At 66.3% G+C, this 3,650-nt stretch carries 1 protein-coding gene; it reads left to right on the forward strand.

Going from position 1 to position 3,650, the window contains the following annotated elements:
* On the forward strand, nucleotides 1-3,650 hold a 3,650-nt coding region (locus J2739_RS27790; protein ID WP_405053982.1), incomplete at both ends, for a beta strand repeat-containing protein.

Raw genomic sequence — 3,650 nt, forward strand, 5'->3', positions numbered from 1 at the left:
ACGGACGCGGTCAATGGCAGCCAGCTGTTTGCGACCAACCAGGCCATCGAAGATGTCGCGACGACGGCAGGCAAGGGCTGGAACCTGAGCGCCAATGGAGTGGCAGGGGCCACTATCAAGGCGGGCGACACGGTGGACTTTGCCAATGGCAAGAACATCACGGTCACTCAAAGCGGCAACCAGATCTCGGTGGCCACCGTCGACACCCCGAGCTTCACCAGCGTGACCACCGGCGGCACGGTGATCAACAACACCGGCCTGACCATCGCGGGTGGGCCGAGCGTGACGACTGGCGGCATCGACGCGGGCGGCAAGGTCATCGGCAACGTGGCCGCCGGCGTGAACGCCACCGATGCGGTGAACGTGAGCCAGCTGAATGCGCTGAGCGGCAACGCGGTGCAGTACGACGACGCGGGCAAGACCACCATCACGCTCAACCCCGGCGGCACCACCAGCACCAAGATCACCAACCTGACGGCCGGTGACCTGAGCGCCAACAGCACGGACGCGGTCAATGGCAGCCAGCTGTTCGCCACCAACACCAACGTGACCAACCTGGGCGACACGGTCACCAACATCAACGACAAGGGCACCAAGTACTTCCACGCCAATTCCGTCGGTGCGGACAGTCAGGCGATCGGCACCGACGCGGTGGCCATCGGCCAGAACGCGGTGGCCAACAACGCCAATGACGTGGCGTTGGGGGCCAACGCGAGCACCGCTGCGGCGGTGGGCACGGCCGGCGCCACGATTGCCGGAACTGCCTACAACTTCGCGGGCGCGGCGCCGGTGGGCACCGTCTCGGTGGGCAGCGCGGGCGCCGAGCGCACCATCACCAACGTGGCCGCGGGCCAATTGAGCGCCAGCAGCACCGACGCCGTCAACGGCAGCCAACTGTTTGCGACCAATCAGGCGATCGACGGACTCACCACCAACGCGGTGCAGTACGACGACGCGAGCAAGAGCACGGTCACGCTCAATCCGGGCGGCACCACCAGCACCAAGATCACCAACCTGGCGGCCGGTGACCTGAGCGCCACCAGCACCGATGCGGTCAACGGCAGCCAGCTGTTTGCGACCAACACCAACGTGACCAACCTGGGCGACACGGTCACCAACATCAACGACAAGGGCACCAAGTACTTCCACGCCAACTCCATCGGTGCGGACAGCCAGGCGATCGGCACTGACGCGGTGGCTGTGGGTGTGGGGGCCGTGGCCGGTGGTCTGAACGCCGTCGCCATGGGCAATGGGGCTACTGCGCAAGACGTAAGTAGCATCGCTCTGGGTAATGGGTCGTCGAGCAGCAAGGCCTACGGGGTGGCCATCGGCGACTTCGCGAGTACATCCGGTCTCAATGCCGTGGCGCTTGGTTCAGGGGCGATAGCGAACGGTGACATCTCCTCCGCCATTGGCTACCTGTCCGAGGCTGATGGAAAAGAGGCTGTCGCCATGGGCGCCAGCACTCGAGCAAGCGGCAGAAGCGCCGTAGCGATTGGTCTGGGTGCCGCGGCAGACACCGTCAATACCATTGCCGTAGGCAATGCTGCCCAGGCCAGCGGCGAAAACGCCATCAGCATCGGCGCGGGCAACGTCGCCAACGGCGACAACGCCATTGCCCTGGGCGCTGGTGCCCAGGCGCTGGGTACCGGCGCCATCAGCATCGGTACGGGCAACATCGTCAATGGCAACAACTCCGGCGCCATCGGCGACCCCAACACCATCAATGCCAACCAGGCCTATGCCCTGGGCAACAACAACCTGATCGACGCCGGCGCGGACGGCTCGTTCGTGGTGGGCAACAACTCCGCGGTGAACACGGGCGCCACCGGTGCCCTCGTGATGGGCAGCAACGCGGTCATCGCCGCGAACGTCATCGACGCGATGGCGCTGGGGAACAACACCAGCGTCAGCGCCAACAACAGCGTAGCCTTGGGCGCCAACTCGGTGGCCAACGGCACGGGTCTGCTGAATCCTGCCTACAACCCCAACGTAGCGGCTGTCATTGCCGGCACCGCGCCGGTGGGCGAGGTGAGCGTGGGCGCTGCAGGTGGGGAGCGCCGCATCACCAACGTGGCGGCTGGCTCGGGCGACACCGATGCGGTCAACGTCAGCCAGCTCCGGGCCGTCAGCGGCGTGGCTGGCAACGCGGTGCAGTACGACGATGCGAGCAAGACCACCGTCACGCTCAACCCGGGCGGCACCACCAGCACCAAGATCACCAACCTGGCCGCCGGTGACCTGAGCGCCACCAGCACCGATGCGGTCAACGGCAGCCAGCTGTTCGCGACCAATACCAACGTGACCAACCTGGGCGACACGGTCACCAACATCAACGACAAGGGCACCAAGTACTTCCACGCCAACTCCATCGGTGCGGACAGCCAGGCGATCGGCACTGACGCGGTGGCCATCGGCCAGAACGCGGTGGCCAACAACGCCAATGACGTGGCGCTGGGGGCCAACGCCAGCACCGCTGCGGCGGTGGGCACGGCCGGCGCCACGATTGCCGGGACTGCCTACAACTTCGCGGGCACGGCGCCGGTGGGCACCGTCTCGGTGGGCAGCGCGGGCGCCGAGCGCACGATCACCAACGTGGCCGCCGGCCGCGTCACGGCAGCCAGCACCGATGCCGTCAACGGCAGCCAGCTGTTTGCGACCAACCAGGCGATCGACGGACTCACCACCAACGCGGTGCAGTACGACGACGCGAGCAAGAGCACGGTCACGCTCAATCCGGGCGGCACTGCCACCACCATCCACAACGTGGCCGATGGCGCGCTCGCCAACGATGCGGTGAACTTCAGCCAGCTGACCACGGCGACCAACAAGTGGGTCACGGGCAATCCCACGACCTACGTCGCACCCAACTCAACCGGCACCGACAGCACGGCCATTGGTTCGGGCGCGGAAAGCATTGGCCAAAACTCGGTCGCCCTGGGCAACAACTCCTTTGACGGGGGCCAGGACAACGTGGTGTCCGTAGGCAGCGTCGGCGCGGAACGCCGGATCACGAACGTCGCACCGGGCACGGCCGACACCGACGCGGTGAACATCAGCCAGCTCAACAGTGCGACCAAGTATTTCAACGCCAACTCGACCCAGCCCGACAGCTTGGCCTTGGGTGCCGACAGCGTGGCGGTGGGGCCGCTGGCCTTTGCCAGCAATGTCAACGCCATTGCGATGGGCAATGGTGCCCAGGCCACCGGCAAGAACGCCATCAGCATCGGCACCGGCAATGTGGTCAGCGGCAACAACTCCGGCGCCTTCGGCGACCCGAGCATCATCGACGGCGCCAACTCCTACTCGGTGGGTAACAACAACAGCATCGATGCGGGCTCGACCGACGTCTTCGTGCTGGGCAACAACGTGAATGTGGGTGCAGGGCTGACGGGCGCGGTGGTGCTGGGCAGCGGCTCGGCAGCGGCTGCGGCCAATGCGACCACCGGCGACACCATCGGCGGCAAGGCATACACCTACGCGGGCACCACGCCCACGAACACGGTGAGTGTGGGCGCGGCCGGCGCGGAGCGCCAGATCACCAACGTGGCCGCAGGCCGAGTGAGCGCCAGCAGCACCGATGCCGTCAACGGCAGCCAGCTGTTTGCGACCAACCAGGCGATCGACGGACTCACCACCAACGCGGTGCA

It is taken from the genome of Variovorax soli, from assembly GCF_031454625.1.
Classification (GTDB): Bacteria; Pseudomonadota; Gammaproteobacteria; order Burkholderiales; family Burkholderiaceae_C; genus Variovorax; species Variovorax soli_A.